Source organism: Lysinibacillus sp. NPDC093688 (assembly GCF_050280145.1).
Taxonomy (GTDB): Bacteria; Bacillota; Bacilli; order Bacillales_A; family Planococcaceae; genus Lysinibacillus; species Lysinibacillus xylanilyticus_B.
In genome coordinates this window covers 20,068-45,731 of record NZ_JBNNUX010000034.1, presented here as the reverse complement: position 1 = coordinate 45,731, position 25,664 = coordinate 20,068, and the positions used below count along the sequence as shown (strand labels likewise).

Here is a 25,664-nt window from a genome sequence, read left to right as displayed (position 1 = left end):
GGGTCTCGGGCCAACAGATGTTTTCTGCGCGAAAGCGTAGTGCTAACGTAGCGGCAGCAGAGGGTTTTGTTTGTGCGAAAGCGCAGCGACAGCAACAGCACCGATGTTGGTCACGAAGGCGTTATCACAGGATGTGATGATTTTAGCCTTCGTTCCTCTATCGCTAATCCCCAAGGAGTCGCTCAGTCTCCACTCCAATCAACGACTTTTACATTGTCTGTATCTTCAGTAACAAATGTTTATTGTTCGAAAGCGAAGCGACATCACAAAGTGGAAGAAGAGATGTGACACTTATCCACAGGAAAGTAGTAATATGGACTAAAATCATCCTCATTTAAAGACCCACAATATACATAAATGTTTTCTTGTCATTGTTTTTCAAGCCTATAAGGGCCTTCCCCATTACTAGGAAAGCTCCTACATTCATACATACACATCATCACTAGCTGCACTTTCTATCGCTGCTATCTCCCCCATCGATGATTATCCACAAACATTTGCTCAGATGAAGCTATCGATTTCTCAGCAGCCTTCTTTATCCACAAGATATCCATGATTAATGCACAATTTATCCATGATTAATGCACAATTTATCCACAATTTATTTCAATTACATTTAACCGACTCACCTGTTGGATTAAATAAAAAATTTTTCCATAGATACCTGATTATTATTTCCTTTTTTTGCTGATTATAAAAAATAGAATAGTTTCTATACATTTTGAGAGGAGGATTTTCGATGAGTCCAGAAAAGGATATTTCACGTCGTGATTTTTTAAAAACAACGGGGATCGCAGCGGGTACATTAGTCGGCGGTGGCTTAATAGGAGGTCTTGTAGGCTATAACATGCCTAGCAAAGGAACTGCCACGCTAGAACATGGTCAGCACGGAACTGCTACTGAAGAGACGGGTTCGCCAAAAGCTAAAATGTTTTTTATGAATCAACGAGATTTTAATATTTTAGCAAATGCTACTGAACGTATTTTTCCTGAGGACGATTTAGGTCCAGGGGCAAAGGGCTTAGATGTGCCTTATTTTATCGATCATCAGCTAGCGGGGCAATACGGCAGTAATTCTAAAGAATATATGCATGGCCCCTTTGGTGAAGGTGCTCCAACACAAGGCTATCAGAGTCGATTAACCCGTGCAGAAATTTTTAAGCAAGGGGTTCAAAAGCTGGAGTCGGAAGCACTGAATCGCTATAAAAAGAGCTTTAATGATATTGATGGGAAGCAAATGGACGAAATTTTAACTGCCTTCCAGAAAGGTGACGTGCAAATGAGTGGTGTCACATCTGCTTTCTTCTTTACTTTATTACGAGCCGCAACATTAGAGGGCGCTTACTCTGACCCTATATATGGTGGGAATCGCAATATGGATGGCTGGCGTATGAAAGGCTTCCCTGGTCATCAAATGGCGTATATTACTCAAATTGAAGATCCGAAATTCCAAAAAATTGAGCCTAATTCATTAGGTAGCCACTAATATAAGGGGGTTAAAAAATGGCAACAACATTACCAAGTGTAGACGTTGTTACAGTAGGGGTAGGCTGGACCGGCGGCATTGTCGCTGCAGAGTGCGCAAAAGCTGGCTTAAAGGTCGTTGGTTTAGAACGTGGCCAAAGGCGTGGCACAGAGGATTATCTGACGGTCCATGACGAATATCGCTATGCAATTCGTTACGATATTATGCAAAACCTTTCAAAAGAAACCGTAAGCTTCCGTAATAATCGCAATATGAAGGCATTGCCTATGCGTCAGCTCGGTTCCTTTTTACTTGGTGAAGGGCTTGGCGGCTCTGGTACACACTGGAACGGTATGACGTATCGCTTCTTACCATATGATTTTCAAATTAAAACATTAACAGACAAACGGTATGGATCGAAAAAGCTTGGACCTGATTATTTATTACAGGATTGGGGATTAACATACGATGAGCTTGAGCCCTATTTCGACAAATTCGAAAAAACGGCAGGTATTTCTGGAGATGATAAAAATCCATTTAGCGGAAAACGTTCAAATCCTTATCCGACCGGCCCTATGAAAATGACACCGATGCTTACGCAATTTGAAACAGCTGCAAAAAAATTAAAATTATCACCTTACATGGTTCCTTCTGCAAATTTATCAGAAGTTTATAAGAACCCTGACGGTGAAACGATTAATGCTTGTCAATATTGCGGCTTCTGTGAGCGCTTTGGTTGTGAATATGGCGCCAAATCATCTGCAGAGGTTACTGTTGTTCTTACTGCATTAAAAACAAATAATTTTGACTTACGCTATAATTCCAATGTTGTTGAAATCTTAAAGAAAGGCAATAAAGTAACTGGTGTCCGATACATCGATACGATATCTGGTGAAGAATTTATTCAACCAGCAAATGCTGTTGTACTTACTAGTTATGTCTTTAATAATGCCAAGCTCTTGATGGTCTCTAACATTGGAGAACGCTATGATCCAGCTACTGGAAGAGGGACACTTGGAAGAAACTATTGCTATCAAATACTACCGGGTGCAGCAGGATTTTTTGATGAGCAGTATAACACATTTATGGGTGCAGGTTCACTCGGTATGAGTTTAGATAACTATAATGGTGATAATTTCGATCATAGTGACTTAGATTTTATTCACGGCGGAAATATCGCTCTAACACAAACAGGTGCACGCCCTATCGGCTCGAATCCAACACCTCCTGATACGCCAATATGGGGTGCAGAATTTAAAAAACAATCGATTCATTACTATACACGCTCATTCGGGATTGGTGCACAAGGGGCTTCAATGCCACATAAAGAGAATTATTTATCTCTTGATTCTACGTATAAGGATGCTTACGGCTTACCTCTAATGCAGTTAACGTATAATTTTACGAATCAGGATCGTGCACTTCATAAATATATTTCTGCACGTGCAGCTGACATTATGAAAGAAATGGGCGCCAAAATTGTTGTCCCAAATGCCGAAATTACTGATTACAATATTGTACCGTATCAAACAACCCATAATACAGGCGGGACAGTTATGAGCTTAAAGCCAGAAGATGGCGTTGTGAATAACTACCTGCAGCATTGGAATGTAGAAAATCTATTTGCTGTGAGTGCTGGAAACTTTGCGCACAATAGCGGCTACAACCCTACCGGTACTTTAGGGGCACTAGCCTACCGCTGTGCAGAAGGTGTTGTGAAATATAGCAAATCAGGTGGTTCCTTAGTTTAAAAACAGACATTTTAGTAAAAGGAGGCAAGACTATGGGAGGTCTTGGAGCAATTGGAGTACCTGGGTTAATCATTATTTTGGTCATTGTTTTAATCGTGTTTGGTCCAAAAAAATTGCCTGAAATCGGCGGTGCAGTCGGTAAGACATTCGCAGAGTTTAAAAAGTCCACGAAGGGGCTTATCGATGATGAGGATGATTCCGCGAAAAAAGAAGAAAAAAAATCTGACGCTTCGTAGGAGGTTTTCCTATGGATCCATATGAAGAAGGAAAAAGAAAATATTTAAGTCCACTTGATAAGAAAGAAGCCGAGCCTCTCACGCCTGTAGAGGCTTTTGTTAAAGTTCCGGAAGAGACAATTGAGCAGGCTATGGTAGTAGATGAACAACCCCTTTTTCCAATTGTATCTCTGCTCGAACATCTCACTGAACTACGAAAACAAATGATTAAAGGGCTTATCGTATTTATTCTATTTTTTATTATCGTTTTCTCTACCATTAATATTTGGTTTCCTTATGTCACTCGAGGACATTCACTAATTATTTTGGGGCCTTTAGAGGTTGTGAAATTTTACATGACGATTTCCACAACACTAGCATTCGGGCTATCTATGCCATTTTTAGTTCATTTTTTGTGGAGTTTCGTAAAGCCAGGTTTAAAAGAAGAAGAAAGCCGTTTCCTCGGTCTTTATGCACCGGTCATGCTTGTACTCTTTTTATTAGGCGTATCTTTCGGTTACTTTATTGTTAATCCACTCAGCTATTCATTTTTAGTGAGTGTAGGGGCAACTAATTTTGATGTGATGGTATCAGCAAATGAATACATGCATTTTTTAGTGATGACAACTGTACCACTCGGACTACTCTTTGAATTACCAATCGTAGCCCTCTTTTTATCGTCCATAGGGATCCTAACAGCTGAATCCATGAAAAAAATACGAGGCTGGTCATATATCGGGATGGGCGTTGGTTCCGCTGTGATTACACCACCCGATTTTATTAGTCAGCTACTCGTATTAATTCCAATGATTATTTTATATGAAATAAGTATTTATCTTGTTAAACGTATAGAGCGTAAACAAATAGAAAGCACTGCGTAGCAAAGACGCAGTGCTTATTTTTTCTTTAATTCCATTACAAGAATCTCTGGTGGGTTAAAAATTCGAATAGGTACTGTACTGTTACCTAATCCTCGACTAACGGCCATAGTTGTTGTTCCTTCTTCAACAACGCCTGCCGTATACTTCGGGAGTATTCCTTGTCCTCGTGCAAAAAGACCACCAATACCAGGAATTCGAACTTGTCCACCATGTGCATGTCCTGCAAATACTAAATCAATTCCAAATTCCACATACGTATTAAACACTTCTGGTCGATGCGCTAGTAAAATTGTTAATACATTAGGCGGAACATTTTTTGTTGCTATCTCTAGCATTTCTTTCGTTGTTCTACCCGATAGCGGATCTTCGATGCCAACAATCGCCAAACGCTCCCCGTCGCGCTCAATAACGGTCGATTCATTGGACAACACATGTACCCCTAACGATGATAGCTCGTCATAAATTACATTCACTTTATTCGTCGCTACTTCATGGTTTCCTAGTACATAATAGACATCCGCTACTTTAACTAATCCTCTAACAGCTTGCAAGCTTCGCTCCAAATTATAACGATTACTATCAACTAAATCACCTGTAATAAAAATCAGGTCAGGATTTGTTGTCTTCACTTTTGCTATGAGTTTCTCTTGATGTTCACCAAAGAGAGCATCCTGTAAATCTGTTATTTGCGTAATGCGTAGCCCATCAAAATTGGCAGGCATTTTTTCTGACTCGAATTCATGCTTGCTTACAACCAGCCAATGATTGTTTACGTACAAAAAAATGACTATAAAAACAACAAAAAAAGCTACATATAATAATTTTTTCAATCGCAATCGCTCACTTTGTGGCTACTTTTCATCAGATCAATTTCGCCTTGGCGTAATTGCGTCCGGATTTTGAATTGTGCCTGCACAATTTCATTCCTTTGAAAATCCGTGACATCCGCCGGAGGCTTTGGGCCAACGTGATGTTGGTCACTCAGTTATTGCCACAGGACGTGGCGTTCTTAAACTGAGTTCCTCTATTTCAGTAGGTGTTGGGATACCTCCTGAAAGGACCAACATCCACATTCATCTCATCACCTTCAGAGGTGGGAGCTTCTACTGAATGAAGATAAAAATCTGACTCCCCTATTATAAGCATAAAACAAGGTAATTGTAAGCATATGCTCTAAAAATCCACAAATAGCACAAAAAGTCTAACTCCGCCTTCGCGTTAGTCTCTTGGAGATTTTGGGATTACAAATGCTTACTACCTATTTCAATAAATAGTGAGATTGAATAAATGTACATATTGATGCTTTCTTTTGAAAAGAAATCTTATTTTAACTGTCCTATTGATAGGTTAACAAAAAACGCATTTAGACACTCCTTGAATAGAGTCTAAATGCGTTTTATCACTTATAATACTTTTTCTAAGAAATCCTTCGCACGCTGTGTAGATGGTGTTGAGAAAAACTGTTCTGGTGGTGAGTCCTCAATTAACTTTCCGCCATCAAGGAATAGTATACGGTCAGCCACTTCACGTGCAAAGCCCATTTCATGCGTTACGATTAGCATCGTCATACCCGTATCAGCAAGATTTTTCATAACGGCTAATACCTCTTTTACCATTTCAGGGTCAAGAGCTGAGGTAGGCTCGTCAAATAAAATTACTTTTGGATCCATTGCAAGTGCTCGGGCAATGGCAACACGTTGCTTCTGTCCTCCCGATAGACGGCTTGGATATTCATTGCGCTTTTCAAATAGGCCTACTTTCGTTAATAAATCTTCAGCCTTTTCGATAGCCGCTGTCTTATCCATTCCTTTCACATTAATCGGTGCGTATGTTAAATTTTCAAGTACCGTTTTATGAGGGAAAAGATGAAAATGCTGAAATACCATACCGACTTCTTCACGGATCTTCATAATGTTTGTCCCTTTGTCCGTTAGAACGTCGCCCGCAATTGTAATCTTTCCACTCGTTGGCTCTTCTAATAAATTTAAGCAGCGCAGGAATGTTGATTTACCAGACCCTGATGGACCAATAATAGCAATTACTTCTTTTTCTTTAATTTCTGTTGAAATACCCTTTAGTACTTCGTTTTGTCCATATGATTTGTGTAAATCTTCAATTTTAATCACTTTTTCTCATTCCTTTCTCAATTCGTCTACCAAGGAACGTTAAGACAAGCGTCATAATGTAGTAGATTACACCCGCAAATAGTAAAGGCTCAAGATAGCGATATGTTGAACCACCTACAATGTAAGCACGGCGCATAATATCAAGTGCACTAATAACCGTAACAACAGCTGTTTCTTTATTTAATGTAATAAATTCATTCACTAAAGATGGTAAAATATTTTTTACGGCTTGTGGGATAATAATATCTTTCATCATTTTCGCATATGGAATACCTAGTGCTTGTGCCGCTTCCATCTGTCCTTTATCAACCGCATTAATACCAGCGCGAATGATTTCTGAAATATAAGCACCTGAGTTTAACCCGAATGCAATAATAGCCGTTGGAACAGGATCAATTTGAATATCTAATAATTGTGGCACTGCATAATAGATAATCATTAATTGTAGTACGAGCGGTGTACCACGGAAAATCGATGTATAAAAATCTGCAAACCAACGTAAAACATTCACTTTACCAATTTTGCATAACGCTAGTAATATACCAACTATAAAACCAATGATTGATGCGCCGATTGCAATTTGAAGTGTGACACCTATTCCTTTTAGTATATAAGGAATAGAGGGAATGATAGCTGTAAAATCTAAATTCACAGTGCCCCCTCCTTTCTTGTTCTTTTTTCAGGAAATGAAAGATATAAGCGATAGCTCGAAATAGAGCTATCGCAGTTAAACTAGCTTATTTAACTTTTAACCATTTGTCTTCTAGCTCTTTAATTTTACCTTCAGCAGCTAATTCTTTTAATGCTTTGTTTATTTTATCTTTAAGATCGCTACCTTTTGGAACAGCGATTGCTTTAAAGTCTTCAGGTTGCTCTTTAACAGGGAACGCTTCTAGTTTATCGTTCGTATCAAGATAACCTTTTGCTACGCCACTTTCTACAATCCCAGCATCTATACGCTTAGACATCATGTCTTGAACAATTTCAGGAATTCGAGTACGTCCTTCAACAGTAGCATCTACTTCTTTTGCAATTTTATTACCTAAAGTTTCTTGGATAGAAGCGTTTTGAACACCAATTTTTTTACCAGCTAAATCAGCCTCTTTTTTAATTCCACTATCCTTTTTCACAATAAATACTTGCTCTGTTTGATTATATTTATCAGAGAAATCTACAACTTTTTCACGTTCTTCATTAGGTGACATACCAGAAATAACAATATCAACTTTTCCTGCTTGTAAAGCTGGCACTAGACTATTGAAGTCGATATCTTGAACTTGTATTTCTGCACCAATCTTTTCACCAACTAATTTAATTAAATCAATATCAAAACCAATAATATCTTCACCTTTTGCAGCATCAACATACTCAAATGGTGCATAATCAGATGAAGTACCTACTTTTAATACTTGCTTTTGTTCTGTGCCACCGCTAGCATTTGAATCTTTATCGCTTGTCTTATCATCTTTTGCGCCACATGCTGCTAGTACACCAATTACTAGAACGAGTATAAGCATGAAAAATTTGTTCTTCATATTAACAATCTCCTTTTATTTATGTTTTATTGTTTATGAAACTCTTGTTCTCGAAAATAATTGAATGGATATTTATTCACTGCAGAGAATAAATATCTATCTGCTAATAAGATATACTCTTTCGAAGTAATAATCAAGCTAATCTGAAAATTTCCCGATAAAACATTATATACATAATTTTTCGAAAAATCAATACATTCAGATTTCCCCCATAAAAAATACCCTCCTCATCATAACGTGGGGTTGATTTCCGTTCCGGCCAGACGCTTTCTTGGGGCGTCCTGTTGTCTGTGCTGTGCGAAAGCGAAGCAACAGCAACATGGTTTTGTCTGTGCGAAAGCGAAGCGGCAGCAACATGGTTTTGTCTGTGCGAAAGCGAAGCGGCAGCAACAACAACAACATCGCAACACGAGGTTGGTCACGAAGGCGTTATCACAGGACGCGCTGCTTTTAGCCTTCGCTCCCCTGCTTCACTTGCACTTCCAACAACTTGTACATGGCGGACGTTTTAACAAATGTAATCCTCAACTTGTGGTGATGAGCAAATCATTTCAAAGTGCATAAACATTCCTTTAATTGAGAGTTTTAATAAAAAAGACCCCGAAAATGGGGTCTCAGATTATTTACTAACGCTACTCCTGTGGGATAAGCTTGCGCTGAAAACCACGAGGAGCTTGAAGCAAGCCAGGCCCGCGGAAAGCGTCCACTCGGAGTGGAAATTAACCTTTATTTATAGATTCACATTTATGCCTTTGGAGGTTTGCCACTTATTTTTCATCTGCAAATAGCTTTTCCTTTAGCTCATCCTCTCCTGACCCTTCTGCTAAAGGTACGCGAGAGCGATACGCAGCACGACATATTAAATGCCCTGCTACAGGAGCTGTTACAAAAACGAATCCAATTCCTAAAATTAAACGTACACTAACATATCCATCATGAACCCAAAAGTAAATAAATGCGCCTAATAAACATGTTAAGACCGATAATGTCGAACTTTTCGTTGCAGCATGTGAACGCGTGTATACGTCAGGTAAACGAATCATCCCAAATGCACTAATAACACTTACAACGGAGCCAATCAATATAAGTATGACTGCCGCCCATTCAATCATTTGATTTGCGTTCAACAATCACACCTCTTTCAATATATTTCGTAAACGCAATTGTGCCGATAAAAGCTAAAATCCCTAATATTAAAATGGCTTCTAAATACGCCTTTGTTTTCAAAATAATAGAGACGATAGCGATTGCTGAAAGTAAATTAACACCTATTGTATCAAGTGCGATAGCACGGTCAGGCAACGAAGGACCCCGAATCACACGAAACAGCGACAACGCAATCGATACACTGAATAATGCAAGAGCCAAAAGTAAAATTTTATCAATCATTAACGTGTCACCTCCATGATCGCTTGTTCAAATTTCCCTATTGAACGAATGACAGCTTCTTTTGATTGTTCAATATCCATTGCATGAATATAAAACATATCTCCCTCTTCAGAAACTTCCATCACGACTGAACCTGGAGTCAGAGTGAGCAACAACGCAAGAGCCGTTATTTCCCAATCTCCTTTTAGCGCTGTTTTATACGTAAATATTCCAGGAGTTATAGTGAGCTTCGGAGTAGTTATTTGTCTTAATACGCTGTAACTCGATAATAGTAGCTCCCAATTAAAGAGCCATAATAATTTAATGATTGAAAACACACGTCGTAAATAAAATTGTGTGCCGTAAAAGCGGTGCATCGCATATAAAATCCCTATTCCGACGATAAACCCCATTAAAAATGTCGAAAACTGTGGTATAACTTCATCCTGTAACAAGAGCCAAAGTGTTGCGATAAATAAATTTAAGATAAATTGCATCGCCATTATTTATTCACCTCACCTTGCCATGTTGTGCCATCCAGCACTGCATCAATATAGATCGATGGCGTATAGAGTGTCTTTGCTGCATCTGTTACATATGGAGCCATCCATTCAGCTCCAATTCCTAAAGCAATTGTACAAGCTGCCAATAATGTTAATGGTAAGACCATACGCTTTGGTAACGGTTTTTCATCCTCTAGACTAATAATCGTTTCTCCAAAGAATGAGGAGAGAAATATTCGTAATAGTGAATACAAAACAATTAAACTAGATAAAAATCCTAGCCCTAGTAGAACAAAATTCCCACCCTCAATAGCTCCTTGTCCAATTAAAACCTTACCTAAAAAGCCACTCAATGGTGGTATCCCAGCAAGGGAACACATGACAATAAAGAATAACCAGCCAAATAGAGGGTAATTTCGAATAAGCCCACTCATTTTATCAATAACCGTTTCACCGGTAACATACATCATCATGCCAACTGCTAAAAACAGCATGGCCTTAGCTACCATATCATGCATCAAATAGTAAGTTACGCCTTGTAAGGCAGACTCCGTACCGATCGCTAGACCAGCTACTATAAAGCCAACACCAATAAGGACGTTATAAGCGGCAATTGTCCTGACATCTCGTCCTGCTAGTGCTCCCATACATCCAGCAATAATCGTAAGTCCTGCCATAATTCCTAGCACCATATGAGTCACTTCAGTATTATTTGGGAAAAGTAATGTAAAAGTACGAACTAGCGCATAAATTCCAACCTTTGTTAATAATGCTGCAAAAAGTGCGGCTATAGCTGTTGGAGGTACACTGTATGAGCCTGGAAGCCAGAAGAATAATAATAGGCCAGCCTTCAAGCTAAAGACAATTAAGAAAATAAGAGCCACAGTCGTGATTAGTGGGTCGGCTCCTAGCTCCATCACGCGGACAGAAATATGTGCCATATTCAACGTTCCAACGGTTCCATATAAAAAAGCTAGTGCCACTAGGAAAATCCAAGATGCAACAATATTAATAAGGACATATTTTAATGCCTCTCGCAGCTGAACTTTCTCGCCACCTAAACTAATGAGTGCATAAGAAGCAAGTAACATCACCTCAAAGCACACAAACAAGTTAAAAATATCCCCTGTTAGAAATGAGCCATTCACACCCGCTACCATCAGTAGGACAAACGGGTAAAAATACATCTTTTCAAAGTTCTTACCGATTGTAAAAATGGCATATAACAGACAAATGGCTGCGACAATATTCGCCACTAATACAAGAAGCATTGCGAACGAATCAGCAACAAATAAAATGCCGAATGGCGGTGCCCAGCCACTAAAATCAATACGCATTACACCCTGTTTTTGAATCTCTAGCAATAAAATAACACTAATAAAGGCAACAAAGCTTAATGTCAACAAACTAATGATGCGCTGCAAAAAAACATTGTCACGTAAAAACACAAGTAAAATGGCCGTTATAACCGGCACAATTAATGGTAAAACAATCATATTACTCATCCGGCGTACCTCTCAATTCATCAAAATTCGCCGAACCGTTCGTTTTATAAGCTCGGTAACCGAGAACAAGCACAAACGCCGTTACCGCAAAGCTAATTACGATTGCAGTTAAAATCAATGCTTGCGGCAGAGCATCTGTGTAAGGACCTTCTGATTCCTCTAAAAGCGGGACATTCCCCTTCTTCAGTCCGCCCATCGTTAAAATCAGTAAATGCGCCGCATGCGATAATACCGCCGTTCCTAAAATCACACGTAATAACTGTTTCGAGAGGATTAAGTACGTCGCAACAGCTACTAATACACCAACTAAAACTAGTATTAAAGACTCCATTGGCTACTCATCCTCACTTATACTTAAAATAATTGTGACTACAACACCTACTACAGTTAAAGCCACACCAGCCTCGAAAATGGTTACAGTCGAAAAGCCCATCTTCCCGAATATCGGTACATTTATATAACTATGTGTCTGCGTTAAAAACGGAACATCAAAAAATAGTGAGCCTATTGCTGTGCCAGTCGCAAGTAATACACCAAGCGCTGCAACTTTTTTAAAATCAAATGGCATCCCTTTATGCACTGTTTCAATGTCATACGCTAAATACAGTAGAACGATGCCAGAGGCTAGCACGAGACCACCTATAAAACCGCCACCCGGCGCATGATGCCCTGCAAAGAATAAATAAATACCAAGAGTTAAAATAATGAATACGATTGTCTTTGTGACCGTACGTAAAATAACGTCATTTATTTTCATGATCCGCTTCCTCCTTTCGTGGCTTTAGCTTCGTTAATGTATACACTCCTAAGCCAGCAATCAGAAGAACGACAACTTCTAGCATCGTATCAAATGCACGGAAATCGCCTAATATGGTGTTGACGATATTTGAACCACCCGCCAACTTGTAGGAATCATTGAAATAAGTAGCTACTGGCTCAAAGCGATCGAAATGGACAACTGCTAAGCCTATTAATGTAACTGTGGCGCCAACGAAAATGGATATAATGACCTTAGACCATTGCATTTTTTTGCGAGAGGCTTCAGGCATTAAATCAGGTAAATATTTAAAGCATAGAAGGAATAAAGCAGTTGTCACAGATTCTACGACTAATTGCGTTAATGCTAAATCAGGAGCACGGAAAATAACAAAGAAAAATGCGATTGAATAACCAAGCACGCCATTCAATAACATTGCTGTTACGCGTCCTTTAGCGAAAATCATCCATACTGCAGCGAACATCATTACAAACACTAAAATGAGCTCATAGGACTCAATTGCGGAATCCTTCGCAAAATTAAATGCAGTAGCATCTGACCATATAAAATATCCTGCGATAAGGGCAACAAAGAATACATATATATAGACAAAATAATGTGTTAAATTACCTGTCATATAACGATTCGTAAGCTTTGCAGAACTGTTTTCACCAAACTCAATCAAACGATTGTAATACATATTAAACGTATATCTTTGCGGGAATATCCGATACAAAGGCTTCCAGCTTTTTAACGTTTTAAATAAGATGATCCCTATAATAATGACACCAAGAGTCATTAACAATTCAGCATTAATGCCATGCCAAGCATGAATATGTGGTGTTAATTCATTAGTTGATGGGAATGTTGGATAAATACTTGCCATAGCAGGCTCTAAAATATAATGCCCTAGTACATTTGGGAAGAAGAATATCCCAACTACAAAGACACACAGAATAATTGGCGATAGTAGCATGCCTAACGGAGCTTCATGCGGTTTTTTATCCAACTTATCAAGCTGTAGTTTTCCGAAAAACGTTCGACTGATTAAAATCATACAGTAGACAAATGTAAAGATACTTGCCACCCATGCCACTATTGGAAATAACAGTCCCAAATCAGAAATTGAAAATGCCTCTACATCGCGAATAGCTAGTGCCGCGGTGAAAAACATTTCTTTACTTAAGAAACCATTAAATGGAGGTAATCCTGCCATAGAAAATCCGCCAATGACTGCAATTGTGAAAGTTACCGGCATTAAGGCCATTAACCCTCCAAGACGGCGAATATCACGTGTGCCCGCCTCATGATCGACAATACCGACCATCATGAATAGTGCACCTTTAAATGTGGAGTGATTAATGAGATGAAACAACGCTGCAAAACTTGCCTGCGTGTAAAGAACAGTATCTGCAGCATAGCCATAATAATGACCAACGGATCCTAGTCCAAATAAACTCATTATTAAACCGAGCTGGCTAACCGTTGAAAAGGCCAGTAACGCCTTTAAATCTGTTTGCCGCACCGCATTAAATGAGCCCCAGAACAACGTTACAAGGCCAATCACACTGACTAGCCAGAACCAAACCGCCTCTCCTCCAAATACTGGAGAAAAACGCGCAACTAAATAGATCCCGGCCTTTACCATTGTTGCCGAGTGTAAGTAAGCACTGACAGGTGTTGGCGCCTCCATCGCATCTGGCAACCAAATATGGAAAGGAAACTGTGCAGATTTAGTAAATGCACCGATTAGTATAAGGATTAACGCTGGGATAAACAGTGTATGATCGCTTATAACCCCTACATTGGCTACGATTTCACGTATGCTAAATGTACCTGATGCTACATAAAGCATTAAAAAGCCTGCAAGCATTGAAAGGCCACCGAAAACGGTAATTGTCATGGCTTTTCTTGCACCAGCACGAGATGCTTTTCGATGATGCCAAAATGCAATTAACAGGAATGAAGATACACTTGTTAGCTCCCAAAATGTGTATAATACCATTAAATTATCTGAAAAGACGACGCCAAGCATAGCGCCCATGAATAGTAATAAATAGCAGTAAAAATGGTGAAGTGATTCTTTCGTTGATAAATAAAATATAGAATATAAAATGACTAAACTACCTACACCCGTAATCAGCAAACCAAAAATCATACTGAGTCCGTCGAGGTATGTTGTGAAATTTATATTAAAAGAGGGAATCCACTCATATGTATGAATAAACGTTTTACCCTCGGCAATTTGAGGAATGTAGCGCGCGAGTAAAAGAAACAGGATGAATGGAACGGATAAAACAAACCAGCCAAGATGTGCAACACGCCTTAGTCGCCTATAAAGTAGTGGAATAAGCGCAGCACAAACAAATGGCAAAAGTATCGCAATGAGAACTGTAACCAAGTGAAAACCTCCTACTATCAATTTCGTTCAGCAACTGTTTACTATAGTGCGAAAAACTGTGATAACCGATAATAAAGTATTCCCAAATATACTGAAGTTACTACTGTTTATACTTTATATCGCACACAAAAAATCTATAGCAATTGCTGGAGACTCTAACTTTAATCAGCAGACGTTTACACTGAAAAATAGTAAAGCCTTTTTGCCTATCACCAGGCAGATATTGAATAAATAAAGCTAACTAACATATCAGAAATTTTCTTGAAATTTGATTTTTTATCACGTAACAAACTGGAATTGGAAAGTAAGTGGTATGTGTTGAAGTAATAAATATTATAAATAAAGACAATTTTTGTTCATTCAACATTCAGCACATATTTTATGCAGGAAGAAGTTTTTAATGGTAGCACTGCATAAAACCTGGGGAACCTTTTCGGCTATTTAGCTTCATATCCTAGGAAGCCTGAATAACCAATATCGCCTTAACCATTTAGAGAATGGCCTGACTTTTAAATGAGATAATATGTACACACACATTGGCGTACCAAGTCACTTGACTATCTATTTAACTAACTGCATAATAGTGTGGCATATAGAAGCAATCGGTTTAAATGCACGAAATGCATAAATCAAATAACTGTAAAGTATAAAGATAACCCAGTTTTCTCAAGGCTTTCCCGATATATTGTCATTAACTTTTATACGTCTTTTAGTATACAATATAAATGAGCATAATGCACTGTATCAGCATCGATTTTAGCTGTTTTAGGATATTTTTTTCAAAATCGACAGTAGAATTAACAAAATAACAACAAGATACGAGGTGTTAATTTTTATGAAGCATGTAAAAGGGCGTTTAGACGAAAGTATATTAGTTTGTGTTTACTATGGGCTTAACGGCGAGCGATTAATACAACGTGGTCATAAAATGGCTACAATGCTAGACTGTCCACTCTATATCCTTTCGGTCGATTCGCAACCCCTTGATGCATTTGATGCAGAGAAATCTAGCTACATTGAGCAATGGAAAAAGTTATCTGATGAGCTTGAAGTTGAAGAGTTCATATTACAAGATAATGAAAAGCGTCCTATACAAAAGGTTATTGCAGAAGTGGCAAAAAATTACGGAATTTCACAAATTATCGTAGGTCAAAGCGCACAAAGTCGCTGGGAAGAGATTACAAAAGGTTCCTTCCTAAATGTTTTATTAAAAGAGGTTCCTTTTGTTGATTTTCACATCGTTGCTGTCCAACGTCCAACTGACGATGATGCAAACGATACATATGAGAAAGGTGTACGTGCTTATTTAATCCAAGAACATGAAGACTTTAAAGTAGCATTTACTTGTCCTAAATATGTATCCATTGAAGGGATATTCTTCAAAGAGATTGGTACTGACTTTGATAATGGTATTTTTAAATTCACTTACAATGATAAAATGCATGAAGTTCACATATCAGAAGGCTATATACTAGATAAGGGAAAACTTCCATCTGAATTTTTATCACCATTACGTCAATAATAAAAACGCGTTCCTCTAATATGAGAACGCGTTTTAGCTTATCTATAAAATAATGAATATAAATTAAAGTGTAGCATTAATCAAAAGTTGATTTTCACTCCGAGTTGGCGCTTTCCGCGGGCTTGGCTTCAACTTCTTTCAGCGGGTGTCCAAACATTTGTACCTGTCGCTACGCTTTCGGTACAAAAGACATTTGCTGAAAGAAGTTAAAGCCTCCGGCGGATGTCACGGAATCGGAAAGGAGTTCTTTGTGCAAGCACAAAGCCGATTCCGGACGCAATTATGCCGAGGCATAATTGATCAATCTCCTCGTCACTACGTTCCTGCGGGGCTTTCAGCGCAAGCTCATCCCGCAGGAGTCGCCACTCTCCGTGAAAAATCAACAGTTCCTCATCATTATTGTATGAATAGCAAGCTGAACCAAAATAGTACAATAACTTTGATTAAAACACCAAAAACATCCAATCTAAATCCTCACCTTGGAGGAAAACAGACTGTTTCGATGCTCCTCTCAAAAAATCACCATACAGCTTTATGCAATGCAATTAGGAGTAGCGTTTTTATTTTTCATTCTTACCTGAGCGTTACGCCACTGAAGCAGGTTTATCTTTAGGTAGGAAAAATGCTACTAGTAATAATAAAGGTAGTAAAGATACGACCATCATCGTAAAATCAATACCCTTATGATCCATCAATACACCAATGACCATCGCACCTATTGCACCCATTCCGAAAGCAAAGCCGGTTGTTAAACCAGCCATTGTACCAATTTTTGTCGGAACAAGCTCCTGCGCGTAAACAACTGTTACCGAGAAGCTGATCATAATGAGTGTACCGATAATCACTAAAAATATGATAGCTACCCATAATGGTACATAAGGTAACGCTAAACAAAATGGCATCGGAACAACAACGGACAGTAAAATAACGTTTTTTCTACCAATTCGATCTGATAATGACCCTCCGAAAAATGTACCGACGACGCCAAATGCCATAAAAGTGAAAATTAAAATTTGGCCAAGCTGAAGACTAACCCCATAATGATTCATTAAATAAAACACATAAAAGCTTGTAATATTAGTTGTATAAAATGATCTCGCAAAAATAATAGTAAATAGTAACGTCAACGCAATGCCTACTTGTTTCTTTGTTAATGGGGGCAAATTAGAAACTAATACTCGTTTTTTCTTTGCCAGACGTTCTTGCTCCAACTGCTTTTTATACCACGTTGCAATTTTACTTAATAGTAGAATACCTATTGCTGCCACTACTAAGACAATTGCTGCACCACGTTGTCCAAAGATAGCGAAAATATAAGCACTAATTAATGGTGCAAGTGCTTGCCCGGAGTTACCTCCGACTTGGTAAATCGATTGAGCAAGCCCTCTTTTTGAGCCTGCTGCCATAAAGGAAACACGTGAACCCTCAGGATGAAAAATAGCAGAGCCAAATCCTAAAAATAATACTGCAATAATTATTATCCAATATTGTGATGTGAACGCTATTATGGCTATGCCAATAAATGAACTAATCATACCAATTGGTAAAGCATAAGGCATCGGCTTTTTATCGCTAACAAAACCTACAACCGGTTGCAAGGCAGAGGCAAACATATTTAATGCGAACGAAATCAGACCTATTTGTGTGAAAGTTAGCCCTAAATCACTCTTCAATATTGGGAACATCGCCGGAATAACAGCTTGCATCGTATCATTGATAAGATGAGCAACAGCTATTGCAATCATAATGGGATAGACCGGATTATTTAAATTTTCTATTTTCTTATTCATGTCGCCACCTACACTTTCCAATTTTATTCAATCTCCATTTATAAGAGATCGTCGCATACTATTAACCTTTTTGCACAAGCTATTTATTGAAATAGCAGTTTTAAGGGAGTTGATTTATGTATGAATATAGACGAATTTTTTAAAGCTGATTTTTGGGAAATGATACTTAGGTCCACCCTTTCCTTCTTTGCATTACTCATCGTAACCCGACTACTAGGAAAAAAACAGCTTGGACAACTTACATTCTTCCACTATACAACGGGTATCACATTTGGTTCCATTGCATCAGAAATAGCAGCACAGGCTGAGACACCTTTTTTAGATGGACTCATTGCCCTCATTTGGTGGAGCGTTTTAACATATTTAATGACCATCATTACCATTAAATCTAAAAAAGCTCGTGTGATTGTTGATGACAAGCCAACAATCCTTATTCAAAATGGCATTATTTTAGAGTCTGCCTTAAAGAAGAATCGTTTGCATATGGATGAATTAGCGATGATGCTAAGGGAACAAGCCGTATTCTCTGTACAAGATGTACAATATGCGTTACTTGAAACTACGGGTAAACTAAGTGTGCTACCAAAGCCTGCTGAACAACCAGCTACAAAACAAGATGTAAAGGCCGATGTTACACCACCAACCTATATACCAACAGAAGTAGCTTCAGATGGGAAGGTTATTTATGAAAACTTAGTTGAACTTGAATTAACTGAAGATTGGCTTATGAAAAAGCTGAAAAAGCAAAATGTCCAATCTGTTGAAGATGTTTATTTTGCTCAGGTTCAAACAAATGGCTCCCTCTATATTAGCATGAAGGATAAAGCAAGACGATCAAGCTCTTAACAGCTTGTATCGTCTTGCTTTATCTATTTCTACAATATCTAATGATGTAACAATGCCGATTCGTTTTTGATGTATAAAGCTTTAAAGCGGCGTCCCCACTCCACTCCTTGCTTAAAAAAATTTTTTTTAATCACCCTAGTAACTATGCGAAAATAAAAAATCGCACTTAAGATAATAATTACCTTAAATACGCTTATAAACAAATATCATCAATAATATAAAACCTTATTATCTAATTTAAATAAAAAGCATCAACTCGATAAGAATCTATCAAGTTGATGCTCGTTTAAAAACAGTACTTATGTGTTTCAACAGACATGGAGTTCTTACTGTAACCATGTGGCTAAGTACACTATAGTTTTCTATTGGCAGGGCATAATTGCGTCCGGAATCGTCTGAAAGAAGTTATATTTTCGTCATCGATGCGTTTTTCTTCATCGTCAAAATCCCTATACTCATACAAATTAACGTGATAACTAATGTAATAGATAGGCTCCACCAATAATCCGGCATCTCCATCGTGCCCCTCATTAATTGAACGCCATATACCGGTAATTTCCACGGTGATATTGTCCAAAACGCCCCAACTAAAGCGTCTAATATTTGCCCAATAAATATAAAAGCAAATGCACATGCTGTTGCTACCACTGTTTTAAAAGTCGCACTCATCATTAATGTCACTGCTATCACAAAGAGCAGCCAAGAAAAATACGTGAAAAAACTTGCCATAAGTGATCCTATCTCAAATGTCCCATAAAGCACGACCGTATAGTATACGCTCGCAGCAAAACCAGCTAAAATGCTAATAAAGCTAATTGTACTCATGACGATAAATTTACTCATAAAATAAGCGCCGAACGATATAGGACGGACATACAATAAAGTAGCCATTCCACTTGCTCTTTCTTTACTAATAGTTCCTACAAAAGAAGCTATTAATACGAGTAAACCTATCGTTTGAAATTGCCCAATGGAAGCTTGTAATAGGTCAACTGGCATTAATTCCGGCATCAACATTTCAAAGCCTTCTGGTACGTTACCAACAGCATTTAAAATATCCATCATGTAATAGTTTGTTAGTGGGTCACTCATACCGAGCAATGCAAATACAAGAGGTATCCATAAAAACTTCCAGCTTCGCCAAGCTTCTCTAAATTCCTTTTGCAGAAGTACAGTAAATCCTCTCATATTTTTCTCGCCACCTTCATGAAAATCTCTTCAAGTGATGCTGTTTGTCGCTCCACTTTTCGTATTTTATAAGGACTACTACTTAAATATTGAAGCAGCTCTTGCATACTCGGCTTCGCATCAATAATTTCTATATAAACATTACTGCCCTTTGCTTTCCCAATAAGTTCAGATTGACTGGCAAAAAGTTTTGCCTCTTTTTCAGTGCTAAATTCTACAACATAATTTGGTTCATCGAAACGTTGTCGAACTTCACGTAATGTCCCCTGTTCTACTAGCTTCCCATCACGTAAAAACAATAATTGATCTGTCATCTCTTCGGCATCATTTAAAATATGCGTCGAATATAAAATAGTTGTTTCTTGTTGTAAGCCCTTTAACAAATCAAGAACTTCCCTACGACCTACCGGATCTAATGCAGACACAGGTTCATCCAATAACAGTAATTTAGGCTTATGCACAATTGCCTGGGAAATTCCAAGCCGTTGCTTCATGCCACCAGAAAATGTAGCAATCTTCTTATTTAAAGCATTACCTAGTCCTACAAACTCAAGTGTTTTTTGTGCTTCTAATGTTGCTTTTTTTGCAGGCACACCATTTAACTTTGCAGCCATTTCAGTAAACTCTAACGCACTTAACCAAGGATGGAATTGCGGATATTGCGGCAAGAAACCAATATTAGCTCTTACATTACCATCCAGCATTTTCACACTTCCAGAGGTTGGTTTTAATAAACCTGTTAGCATCGATAATGTCGTTGTCTTACCCGCGCCATTAGGTCCAATTAAAGCTGTCGATGTATTTTTTTCTAATGTGAACTCGATTCCGTCCACAACTACTCTCTCTGCAAATTGCTTTGTAAGTCCTGTTACCTGGAATAATATCGTCATGATTGTTTTCTCCCCACTACAAAGTACGCAATCGACCCAATAATATTTGTAAAAATAATAAGAAACACCCATAAAACTTTAGGACCATTTGTTGCATGGATTTTACGCAAATCAACTAGAGCTACAATCATTAAAATAAATTGGACCACAATTAGTGGTGCTATGATTGCCCATGGAACTTTCGCCAACTCCTCCATCATACAGATCACCTCATCTTTGTTATACTATTACTATAACAAAAACTGTTCTAATATGTATAGCACAATTTAATATATTGAGAATGAGCCGCGTTGCTCGCTCCAATCAATCTATCGCATGACATACGCTTTAACAAAATGTCACCCAACTTTAAAATTTTATCGATCAACTTTCACGTTTTATCGCCCAACTTTTTAATTTTATCGATCAACTTTCACGCTTTATCGCCCAACTTTTAATGTTTATCGACATCTACCTTTCAAAAAGAATTAAAAAAGAAGATGTACCAAAGTTGAAAAAACCTTTTCGGTACATCTTCTCATTTATTTATATAACTTCTGCAAAGCATCTGCCATTTTCGGACGAATTGTTACTTGTGGACGCGCTTTCTTTACAGCTGTTTCCGCTTCCTCTAGAGAATCGGTCATGCCAAGCTCCATTAATACAGCAGTGGCAGCCACTCCTGCGCGACCTCCCCCGCTTCCGCAATGGAAGTACACTTTCTGCCCATTCTTATAGGCAGAAACAATTTCTTTCGCAACTTTTTGAATAGATGGCGCTACTTCTATGTCCTCATCAGCAATTGGCATATGCTTGTACACATATGAAGCCGCTTCCTGCTCCTCATTAGATAAGCCATTTACGCGCACATCAATCACGATATCCACCGTTTCTTGTTCAAAAGCTACATCTGCATCTTTCGCACCGCCAAAGAATAATCGATCCTTCACTAATACATCGTAATTTTTCTCCATTGTATGCACACTCCAAACGACTATTTAAGTAAATGCTTAATATCATCATAGTATGGAAGAGCTGTTAATGCCCCTGCTTTAGTGGCAGCCAAAGCACCAAGCTTATTGCCAAAGCTTGCACAACGCACAAGTTCTTCCTCTGTTGTAGGTAAACCATTGTAATGAACATCGCGTAATACTCCAGCCATAAATGCATCTCCAGCACCTGTAGTATCTACTGGCACAACCTTTTCTGTCGGTACATGGATAACTTCACCATTTAATACTGCATAAGTGCCATTTTCCCCTACTGTTACTAAAATAACAGGCACTAAATAACTGTTTAATTGCTCAATTCCCTCTTCCAAACTAGTTGTTTCTGTCAGGAAAAATAATTCTTCATCAGTAACCTTTAATATATCTACTTGCTCAAAAAATAACGTGATCGTTTCACGGCAAACTTGCTCACTACTCCAACGTAGAGGGCGAATATTCGCATCCATTGCGATAATGGCGCCTTTTTCCTTTGCCATCTCTACAGCAGCACGTGTTGTATCAAGGGCTGTAGGATGGAACATTGTCCCCGAACATACTGTTAAAGCAGATGCATGTTTAAAAGCTGCTTCGTTTAACTGTGTTGCTTCTACTTGTAAATCTGGCGTCTCATCGACATAATCTTTAAAAATTCGCTCACATGCTTCTGTTAAATGTACATAGACACCACTAACACGCTTCGCAGGGTCAAATACAGCATAATCCAGGTTTACCCCTTCTTGTGCAAGACCATCTCGAACGAATTGAGAGCCCTCGTCGTCTCCAGTAATCGTAATTAATGCAGATGGAGCGCCGATACGGCTAATTCCCGCAGCAACATTTACCGTCGCACCACCCATATATTTAGTAAATGATGTATTTGTTACATCATCAGCGATATAGTCAATAAAAGCATCTCCATAAACTAAAATATAATCCTTATCTTCCTTTGTCATGGTTGTCCTCCCGAAACTCTAGTCATTATAGATTAACACGAAATCAGATATCGTATAAAGTTTTAAACTTTCGGAAAAATAATCAAATACAGCTTGGCATAATTGTAGCTGTCGCTTTGCTTTCGCTACAGAAAACACTTGCCGCTGTCGCGCAGATAAACAATGCGTCCGGAATCGACATTGTGCTTAGGCCTGCACAATGTCGGTCATTTCGGTAATGCCACAGGACGTGGCGCTCTTTTACTGAGTTCCTCTATTTCATCAGGGGTTTGGACACCCGATGAAAGAAGGTAAAAATGCCGTCAGAATATCACCATTAATTCAAAAACTTGAGTCAGCCTTTATCTTTGTTATACTTGCGTATAGAAAGGTAGGGATTTTGACAATGAGTATTACAATTCGACAAGCGCAACCACAGGATGCCCATGTCGTTATACCACTAATTATTGATGCGATTGGTGAAATTGCCAACCGTTTAACAGGAGAACAGACAGCTGAAGCAGTCGAACAAGAACTTACTGTACTATTCAAGCGTGAGGATAATCGACATTCCTATTTAAATACTTTTGTTGCTGTTGAGAATGAGCAAGTACTAGGAATTCTTGTTTACTATAATGGTGTCGAAGCCATTCACATGGATGCGAATCTCGTAAAATGGCTTGAAGAAAAAAATGCGCCATCTGTAATCATCGATAAAGAAGCGCATGAAGATGAATATTATATTGATACTGTTTGTGTAGCACCAGAAGCTCGTGGTAAAGGAATTGGAACATTATTATTACAATTCGCCTTAGAGGAAACACAAAAACGAGGTTATACAAAATTATCATTAAATGTTGAAACAGAAAAAGAGGACGCTCGTCGCCTTTATGAACGTATGGGCTTTGTTATTACAGAGCCGTGGTCTATCATTGATGAACCATTTCATCATATGGTGAAACAATTTTAGGAAGTGAAATAAAAAACATGAAAACGAATTTAATATATCCCCTTTTGATTGTCATTGCTTCTAGTAGCTACGGAATACTATCGACAATTGTCAAAGTAGCTATGCAGCATGGCTTTACAACAGGAGAGGCAGTATCAAGTCAATATATTATTGGCTTTATGCTTGTTGCAACTATTTTTATAGTGACACAAAGGCAATTACCGAAGCTTTCTAAAAAAGGGCTGCTTATTTTAGTGTGTGCCGGGATATTTACCGGTACTACAGGGATTGTATACGGAGAATCATTAAAGTATCTACCAGCCTCTCTTGCAGTAGTAATGCTCTTCCAATTCACGTGGATAGGCTTATTATTAGATTGCGCACTTCATAAACGCCTACCAAGCCGAACTGAAGTGATTTCAATTATTGTATTATTCGCTGGAACTATTTTAGCTGCTGGTGTACTAAATGTAGATTTAAGCGGCATTGCTATTCAAGGCTGGCTACTAGGTTTTGCTGCTGCCTTTACTTTTGCTTGCTTTATCCAATTTAACTCTCGTCATGTGGAAGGTATTACAACTACATCACGCGTGCTGATAGTTTCCTTTGTCGCCCTTATCATCATTAGTATTTTCCTAAACCCTGAAGTTCTTTGGAACGGTAAATTATTTGCCGGTGGTTTATGGAAATTCGGACTAGCATTAGGACTCTTCGGTATTATTTTGCCGATTTATTTATTCTCTATAGCTGTTCCAAAGGTGGGAGGAGCTCTTGCCTCTATTTTAAGCGCTATGGAGTTACCCGTGGCTGTAACTGTTTCAGTTATTGTTTTACATGAACCTTTAACTCTTTTACAAATAGCGGGTATTATTTTGGTTATTCTAGGTATGATGCTACCGACAATAATTTCGCAGCGACGAAAAAAGGATAAATCTTTAGAGCCTAATAGTAAGTAAATTTTAATCTAAATTAGAAAGGGAGATGTATCATATTTTTTGATACATCTCCCTTTTTTCCGTATTAACTTTTATAACCCAAGCGCTGATACATTAACGCCGTAAATTGTGGTCTGAAATTACCGTTTTCAATCAACTAGTGCAATGTTATATTCACCCTTAATCTAAAGTTGATAACAGAGTCTTGCAGCCTTTACTCCTTCTATCGTTCAATCAGAAAATAATTCACATATGAATATTTCTCCACCTTAAATAAATACATAGTTTAATATCAGGTAAAGGAGGTGAAAACATGAGGAATATACAATATCTCCCATATAAGAAGTATAGCTTATAGGGAATTAGAATAAAGATAAATAAATTATTTCCCCAGCATATTAAACTTAAATTTATTATACGAGGAGAGAATGATATGAACAACTTTAAATTAAAGATGGCCAGTTTTCTTTGTATAGGTTTTATTTTTCTAGGGGTAGATAAGGAAGTAGATGCTGCTAGTTGGAATCCAGAAGATCTTGATCAATTGGATAGTGATATAATGCCTGATGAAGTTAAAGAAGTATTAAAACTTGAAAACCAACCTGAATTAGATGAAGTATCTAAAGAAGATTACCCACAATATAACCCTAATTTAATTTCTTCCGATACGAATATTGACTCACGTGCTGCTATGGTATATCCAGGTGCTTCTACTTCTGATTCTAAATCATCTTCTAACTTTGGGGGAAAAGGACAAAATGCAATATATGGCAAAGTGGATAATAGTGGAACATTGTCAAGTCTAGCTTATTATAGTTTTAGTGGATGGGGGTATACAGGGTACTCTGGTGGAGGAACAATTTCAAGTATGAAATCTAAAGTTACTGTGAGTGCTACAGGAGTAATACCTAACATTTCTACAAACGGTAGTGCTTGGTCTCTTTTAAAGGGTACAAAAACAATCGCTACTGCAGGAAAAATAGCTGGTGAGAAATATGCGCAAGCGAATTTTTCAAATGTAAAAATCCAAAATATCTCGACTCTTTACACTATTTTTGAAAATCAATCATATTTAAATATATCCGGTGTTGGAAGTGAGACTTGGTATGAAGATATTTGGTTTTGGTTTTAAAAAAT

At 38.1% G+C, this 25,664-nt stretch carries 28 protein-coding genes; 11 read left to right on the top strand and 17 right to left on the bottom strand.

Annotation, left to right across the window (positions count from 1 at the left end):
- Positions 1-72: 72 nt before the first annotated feature.
- The 5 genes from ACQKN2_RS20445 (at position 73) to tatC (ending at position 4,312) form a co-directional block, all read left to right on the top strand.
- Positions 73-288 (top strand): hypothetical protein, encoded by a 216-nt coding sequence (locus ACQKN2_RS20445; RefSeq protein ID WP_427416573.1) that lies wholly within the window; start codon positions 73-75, stop codon positions 286-288.
- A gap of 451 nt (positions 289-739) precedes the next feature.
- The gene (locus tag ACQKN2_RS20440; RefSeq protein WP_427416572.1) at positions 740-1,486 is read left to right on the top strand and encodes a gluconate 2-dehydrogenase subunit 3 family protein; all 747 of its coding nucleotides are present in this window, start codon (positions 740-742) and stop codon (positions 1,484-1,486) included.
- A 17-nt stretch (positions 1,487-1,503) separates the two neighbouring features.
- Positions 1,504-3,216: a GMC family oxidoreductase gene (locus ACQKN2_RS20435; protein ID WP_427416571.1), complete on the top strand. Its 1,713-nt coding sequence runs from the start codon at positions 1,504-1,506 to the stop codon at positions 3,214-3,216.
- Positions 3,217-3,248: 32 nt separating this feature from the next.
- Positions 3,249-3,452 (top strand): twin-arginine translocase TatA/TatE family subunit, encoded by a 204-nt coding sequence (gene tatA, locus ACQKN2_RS20430; RefSeq protein WP_100546241.1) that lies wholly within the window; start codon positions 3,249-3,251, stop codon positions 3,450-3,452.
- Between the two features lie 11 nt (positions 3,453-3,463).
- Positions 3,464-4,312: a twin-arginine translocase subunit TatC gene (gene tatC, locus ACQKN2_RS20425; protein ID WP_427416570.1), complete on the top strand. Its 849-nt coding sequence runs from the start codon at positions 3,464-3,466 to the stop codon at positions 4,310-4,312.
- A gap of 14 nt (positions 4,313-4,326) precedes the next feature.
- On the opposite strand, the gene ACQKN2_RS20420 is transcribed toward tatC, so the two are convergent.
- From ACQKN2_RS20420 to ACQKN2_RS20405, 4 genes are all read right to left on the bottom strand, one after another.
- Positions 4,327-5,142 carry a metallophosphoesterase gene (locus tag ACQKN2_RS20420; protein WP_427416569.1) on the bottom strand — a complete coding sequence of 272 codons (816 nt, stop codon included), beginning with the start codon at positions 5,140-5,142 and terminating at the stop codon, positions 4,327-4,329.
- Between the two features lie 573 nt (positions 5,143-5,715).
- A complete protein-coding gene (locus ACQKN2_RS20415; RefSeq protein ID WP_427416568.1) occupies positions 5,716-6,438 on the bottom strand; it encodes an amino acid ABC transporter ATP-binding protein in 723 nt (240 codons plus the stop codon).
- Positions 6,431-7,090, bottom strand: coding sequence for an amino acid ABC transporter permease (locus ACQKN2_RS20410; RefSeq protein ID WP_376074388.1), 660 nt, complete (start codon positions 7,088-7,090; stop codon positions 6,431-6,433). Before ACQKN2_RS20410 ends, ACQKN2_RS20415 begins: the two co-directional genes overlap by 8 nt.
- 85 nt (positions 7,091-7,175) lie before the next feature.
- Positions 7,176-7,973: a transporter substrate-binding domain-containing protein gene (locus tag ACQKN2_RS20405; RefSeq protein ID WP_427416567.1), complete on the bottom strand. Its 798-nt coding sequence runs from the start codon at positions 7,971-7,973 to the stop codon at positions 7,176-7,178.
- A gap of 284 nt (positions 7,974-8,257) precedes the next feature.
- On the opposite strand from ACQKN2_RS20405, the gene ACQKN2_RS20400 reads away from it, so the two are divergent.
- Positions 8,258-8,485 carry a hypothetical protein gene (locus tag ACQKN2_RS20400; protein ID WP_427416566.1) on the top strand — a complete coding sequence of 76 codons (228 nt, stop codon included), beginning with the start codon at positions 8,258-8,260 and terminating at the stop codon, positions 8,483-8,485.
- Positions 8,486-8,740: 255 nt separating this feature from the next.
- On the opposite strand, the gene ACQKN2_RS20395 is transcribed toward ACQKN2_RS20400, so the two are convergent.
- The 7 genes from ACQKN2_RS20395 to ACQKN2_RS20365 are packed head-to-tail and all read right to left on the bottom strand — an operon-like array spanning position 8,741 to position 14,507.
- Entirely contained in the window at positions 8,741-9,100 is a 360-nt protein-coding gene (locus tag ACQKN2_RS20395) for a Na+/H+ antiporter subunit G (RefSeq protein ID WP_427416565.1), read from the bottom strand.
- The gene (locus tag ACQKN2_RS20390) at positions 9,078-9,362 is read right to left on the bottom strand and encodes a Na(+)/H(+) antiporter subunit F1 (protein ID WP_079562764.1); all 285 of its coding nucleotides are present in this window, start codon (positions 9,360-9,362) and stop codon (positions 9,078-9,080) included. The genes ACQKN2_RS20395 and ACQKN2_RS20390 overlap by 23 nt, the downstream gene beginning before the upstream one ends.
- Positions 9,362-9,844: a Na+/H+ antiporter subunit E gene (locus ACQKN2_RS20385; protein ID WP_427416564.1), complete on the bottom strand. Its 483-nt coding sequence runs from the start codon at positions 9,842-9,844 to the stop codon at positions 9,362-9,364. The genes ACQKN2_RS20390 and ACQKN2_RS20385 overlap by 1 nt, the downstream gene beginning before the upstream one ends.
- The gene (locus ACQKN2_RS20380; RefSeq protein ID WP_427416563.1) at positions 9,844-11,349 is read right to left on the bottom strand and encodes a Na+/H+ antiporter subunit D; all 1,506 of its coding nucleotides are present in this window, start codon (positions 11,347-11,349) and stop codon (positions 9,844-9,846) included. Before ACQKN2_RS20380 ends, ACQKN2_RS20385 begins: the two co-directional genes overlap by 1 nt.
- Positions 11,342-11,680, bottom strand: coding sequence for a Na(+)/H(+) antiporter subunit C (locus ACQKN2_RS20375; protein ID WP_079562761.1), 339 nt, complete (start codon positions 11,678-11,680; stop codon positions 11,342-11,344). The genes ACQKN2_RS20380 and ACQKN2_RS20375 overlap by 8 nt, the downstream gene beginning before the upstream one ends.
- A gap of 3 nt (positions 11,681-11,683) precedes the next feature.
- Positions 11,684-12,106, bottom strand: a complete 423-nt coding sequence (locus ACQKN2_RS20370; protein WP_427416562.1) for a Na(+)/H(+) antiporter subunit B — start codon at positions 12,104-12,106, stop codon at positions 11,684-11,686.
- Positions 12,093-14,507 carry a Na+/H+ antiporter subunit A gene (locus ACQKN2_RS20365; RefSeq protein ID WP_427416561.1) on the bottom strand — a complete coding sequence of 805 codons (2,415 nt, stop codon included), beginning with the start codon at positions 14,505-14,507 and terminating at the stop codon, positions 12,093-12,095. Before ACQKN2_RS20365 ends, ACQKN2_RS20370 begins: the two co-directional genes overlap by 14 nt.
- An 835-nt stretch (positions 14,508-15,342) precedes the next feature.
- On the opposite strand from ACQKN2_RS20365, the gene ACQKN2_RS20360 reads away from it, so the two are divergent.
- The gene (locus ACQKN2_RS20360) at positions 15,343-16,029 is read left to right on the top strand and encodes a histidine kinase (protein WP_427416560.1); all 687 of its coding nucleotides are present in this window, start codon (positions 15,343-15,345) and stop codon (positions 16,027-16,029) included.
- A gap of 584 nt (positions 16,030-16,613) precedes the next feature.
- Here the strand turns inward: ACQKN2_RS20360 and ACQKN2_RS20355 are convergent.
- On the bottom strand, positions 16,614-17,819 hold the full coding sequence (locus tag ACQKN2_RS20355; protein WP_427416559.1) for an MFS transporter: 1,206 nt from the start codon (positions 17,817-17,819) through the stop codon (positions 16,614-16,616).
- Between the two features lie 120 nt (positions 17,820-17,939).
- On the opposite strand from ACQKN2_RS20355, the gene ACQKN2_RS20350 reads away from it, so the two are divergent.
- Complete coding sequence (locus tag ACQKN2_RS20350) at positions 17,940-18,665, top strand: DUF421 domain-containing protein (protein ID WP_427416558.1); 726 nt, start codon at positions 17,940-17,942, stop codon at positions 18,663-18,665.
- A 405-nt stretch (positions 18,666-19,070) separates the two neighbouring features.
- Here ACQKN2_RS20350 and ACQKN2_RS20345 read toward each other — a convergent pair whose 3' ends face one another.
- The 5 genes from ACQKN2_RS20345 to ACQKN2_RS20325 form a co-directional block, all read right to left on the bottom strand.
- Positions 19,071-19,853 carry an ABC transporter permease gene (locus ACQKN2_RS20345; RefSeq protein ID WP_427416557.1) on the bottom strand — a complete coding sequence of 261 codons (783 nt, stop codon included), beginning with the start codon at positions 19,851-19,853 and terminating at the stop codon, positions 19,071-19,073.
- Positions 19,850-20,743 (bottom strand): ATP-binding cassette domain-containing protein, encoded by an 894-nt coding sequence (locus tag ACQKN2_RS20340; protein ID WP_427416556.1) that lies wholly within the window; start codon positions 20,741-20,743, stop codon positions 19,850-19,852. Before ACQKN2_RS20340 ends, ACQKN2_RS20345 begins: the two co-directional genes overlap by 4 nt.
- Positions 20,740-20,943, bottom strand: coding sequence for a PLDc N-terminal domain-containing protein (locus tag ACQKN2_RS20335; protein ID WP_427416555.1), 204 nt, complete (start codon positions 20,941-20,943; stop codon positions 20,740-20,742). Before ACQKN2_RS20335 ends, ACQKN2_RS20340 begins: the two co-directional genes overlap by 4 nt.
- Before the next feature lie 321 nt (positions 20,944-21,264).
- A complete protein-coding gene (locus tag ACQKN2_RS20330) occupies positions 21,265-21,696 on the bottom strand; it encodes a protein-tyrosine phosphatase family protein (RefSeq protein WP_427416554.1) in 432 nt (143 codons plus the stop codon).
- Positions 21,697-21,716: 20 nt separating this feature from the next.
- Entirely contained in the window at positions 21,717-22,664 is a 948-nt protein-coding gene (locus tag ACQKN2_RS20325; RefSeq protein ID WP_427416553.1) for a carbohydrate kinase family protein, read from the bottom strand.
- 385 nt (positions 22,665-23,049) lie between these two features.
- On the opposite strand from ACQKN2_RS20325, the gene ACQKN2_RS20320 reads away from it, so the two are divergent.
- From ACQKN2_RS20320 to ACQKN2_RS20310, 3 genes are all read left to right on the top strand, one after another.
- Positions 23,050-23,613, top strand: a complete 564-nt coding sequence (locus ACQKN2_RS20320) for a GNAT family N-acetyltransferase (protein WP_427416574.1) — start codon at positions 23,050-23,052, stop codon at positions 23,611-23,613.
- Between the two features lie 17 nt (positions 23,614-23,630).
- A complete protein-coding gene (locus ACQKN2_RS20315) occupies positions 23,631-24,548 on the top strand; it encodes an EamA family transporter (protein ID WP_427416552.1) in 918 nt (305 codons plus the stop codon).
- 412 nt (positions 24,549-24,960) lie between these two features.
- Positions 24,961-25,659, top strand: coding sequence for a hypothetical protein (locus ACQKN2_RS20310; protein WP_427416551.1), 699 nt, complete (start codon positions 24,961-24,963; stop codon positions 25,657-25,659).
- The last annotated feature ends 5 nt before the right edge of the window (positions 25,660-25,664 follow it).

Coding starts and splice junctions, on each gene's coding strand:
- ACQKN2_RS20435 (WP_427416571.1), top strand. CDS start 1,504: ATGGCAACAACATTACCAAGTGTAGACGTTGTTACAGTAGGGGTAGGC.
- ACQKN2_RS20370 (WP_427416562.1), bottom strand. CDS start 12,106: ATGAAAATAAATGACGTTATTTTACGTACGGTCACAAAGACAATCGTA.
- ACQKN2_RS20390 (WP_079562764.1), bottom strand. CDS start 9,362: ATGATTGATAAAATTTTACTTTTGGCTCTTGCATTATTCAGTGTATCG.
- ACQKN2_RS20440 (WP_427416572.1), top strand. CDS start 740: ATGAGTCCAGAAAAGGATATTTCACGTCGTGATTTTTTAAAAACAACG.
- ACQKN2_RS20350 (WP_427416558.1), top strand. CDS start 17,940: ATGAATATAGACGAATTTTTTAAAGCTGATTTTTGGGAAATGATACTT.
- ACQKN2_RS20310 (WP_427416551.1), top strand. CDS start 24,961: ATGAACAACTTTAAATTAAAGATGGCCAGTTTTCTTTGTATAGGTTTT.
- ACQKN2_RS20330 (WP_427416554.1), bottom strand. CDS start 21,696: ATGGAGAAAAATTACGATGTATTAGTGAAGGATCGATTATTCTTTGGC.
- ACQKN2_RS20355 (WP_427416559.1), bottom strand. CDS start 17,819: ATGAATAAGAAAATAGAAAATTTAAATAATCCGGTCTATCCCATTATG.
- ACQKN2_RS20335 (WP_427416555.1), bottom strand. CDS start 20,943: ATGATGGAGGAGTTGGCGAAAGTTCCATGGGCAATCATAGCACCACTA.
- ACQKN2_RS20360 (WP_427416560.1), top strand. CDS start 15,343: ATGAAGCATGTAAAAGGGCGTTTAGACGAAAGTATATTAGTTTGTGTT.
- ACQKN2_RS20405 (WP_427416567.1), bottom strand. CDS start 7,973: ATGAAGAACAAATTTTTCATGCTTATACTCGTTCTAGTAATTGGTGTA.
- ACQKN2_RS20385 (WP_427416564.1), bottom strand. CDS start 9,844: ATGGCGATGCAATTTATCTTAAATTTATTTATCGCAACACTTTGGCTC.
- ACQKN2_RS20380 (WP_427416563.1), bottom strand. CDS start 11,349: ATGAGTAATATGATTGTTTTACCATTAATTGTGCCGGTTATAACGGCC.
- ACQKN2_RS20325 (WP_427416553.1), bottom strand. CDS start 22,664: ATGACAAAGGAAGATAAGGATTATATTTTAGTTTATGGAGATGCTTTT.
- ACQKN2_RS20320 (WP_427416574.1), top strand. CDS start 23,050: ATGAGTATTACAATTCGACAAGCGCAACCACAGGATGCCCATGTCGTT.
- tatC (WP_427416570.1), top strand. CDS start 3,464: ATGGATCCATATGAAGAAGGAAAAAGAAAATATTTAAGTCCACTTGAT.
- ACQKN2_RS20375 (WP_079562761.1), bottom strand. CDS start 11,680: ATGGAGTCTTTAATACTAGTTTTAGTTGGTGTATTAGTAGCTGTTGCG.
- ACQKN2_RS20315 (WP_427416552.1), top strand. CDS start 23,631: ATGAAAACGAATTTAATATATCCCCTTTTGATTGTCATTGCTTCTAGT.
- tatA (WP_100546241.1), top strand. CDS start 3,249: ATGGGAGGTCTTGGAGCAATTGGAGTACCTGGGTTAATCATTATTTTG.
- ACQKN2_RS20345 (WP_427416557.1), bottom strand. CDS start 19,853: ATGAGAGGATTTACTGTACTTCTGCAAAAGGAATTTAGAGAAGCTTGG.
- ACQKN2_RS20340 (WP_427416556.1), bottom strand. CDS start 20,743: ATGACGATATTATTCCAGGTAACAGGACTTACAAAGCAATTTGCAGAG.